The sequence below is a fragment of the Vibrio sp. OPT46 genome (assembly GCF_015163535.1).
Taxonomy (GTDB): domain Bacteria; phylum Pseudomonadota; class Gammaproteobacteria; order Enterobacterales; family Vibrionaceae; genus Vibrio; species Vibrio alginolyticus.
This window is the reverse complement of sequence record NZ_JADDYG010000340.1, coordinates 1-1,028: the sequence shown is the minus strand read 5'-3', so window position 1 is coordinate 1,028 and position 1,028 is coordinate 1. Positions and strand designations below refer to the sequence as shown.

Below are 1,028 nucleotides of genomic sequence, written 5' to 3'. Positions count from 1 at the left end.
ACCACTGCGGAGTGGTAGTTCAGTTGGTTAGAATACCGGCCTGTCACGCCGGGGGTCGCGGGTTCGAGTCCCGTCCACTCCGCCACTTATATTAAGCCTCAGTCGAAAGACTGAGGCTTTTTTCGTTCTGGTTCCCCCGACTTACCTGAAACTCACTTTCATATTGAAACCTTGCATCTAGAGTTACGCTACCCTCTTCACATGGTTTTAATATCGTCGTGAACGAGCTAGCATGTAACTCTGTGCCTTAGTCTTAGCCTTATTCCGATACCAAGCTCTAACCAAAGCTCCTTTTATTCGATATTAGAAAATCTAGTTATGTGACAGAGTTTAATTGTTTGAAGTGTCGCTTGTTTCTAATTTGAAAACAGGAGGACTTTGAATACAAGTTTAGTCTCACTGAGATCAAGAGGGAGGGGGGCTACATTTCTATTAAGGCTTTGATCTACCTGAATGCTAGCTCAGTTTTATCTTGGTGAGGTTGCTAACCTGTTTGGGTTCTGAACGCAATTACCCTAAATGCCTCTTTCTCATAAAAATACAAACTCGCTCATTGCTAAGTATTGTGGAAGTTTAGCTTTGATGTTTGCGAGGAGCCTATATTGCCAAGGTAAGAGAAGTGATACAGATGAAAATGGGTAAATTAAAAGGCTCGTCTATGAATACTATCTATCAGCAATAGTTAGTATCTATGAAAATGTAGCGTAGCGATTCTTCGTATATTTGATGGTATATCAAAGAATAAGGAGCCTTCGTCCTTGAAGGGGAGTCTGAAAATTAGTTATGAAAAAAGCAGCTAGGTAGCTGCTTTTTATTTATTAAGTTACGTGTCTTTAAGAGTCCACTGTCTCCGTATGTTCCGGAGTGGTTATTGCTTGGTTGTTCTCTTCCATCTTCTTCTCTTCTGCTTTTGCTTTTTCAATCATTGGAGTGATTGTTGAGCCTTGAATGAGGATAGAGAAAACAACGACGGAGTAGGTCATTACAAGAATAATCTCTTTTACATCGATTAACTTATCTTGAATCAC

At 40.3% G+C, this 1,028-nt stretch carries 1 tRNA gene and 1 pseudogene; one reads left to right on the top strand and one right to left on the bottom strand.

Annotated elements, in window-relative coordinates:
• Positions 1–8: 8 nt before the first annotated feature.
• Positions 9–85, top strand: a tRNA-Asp gene (locus IQR33_RS15690).
• A 748-nt stretch (positions 86–833) separates the two neighbouring features.
• Here the strand turns inward: IQR33_RS15690 and IQR33_RS15685 are convergent.
• A pseudogene (locus IQR33_RS15685) lies at positions 834–1,028 on the bottom strand (sodium:proton antiporter); the annotation flags it as partial.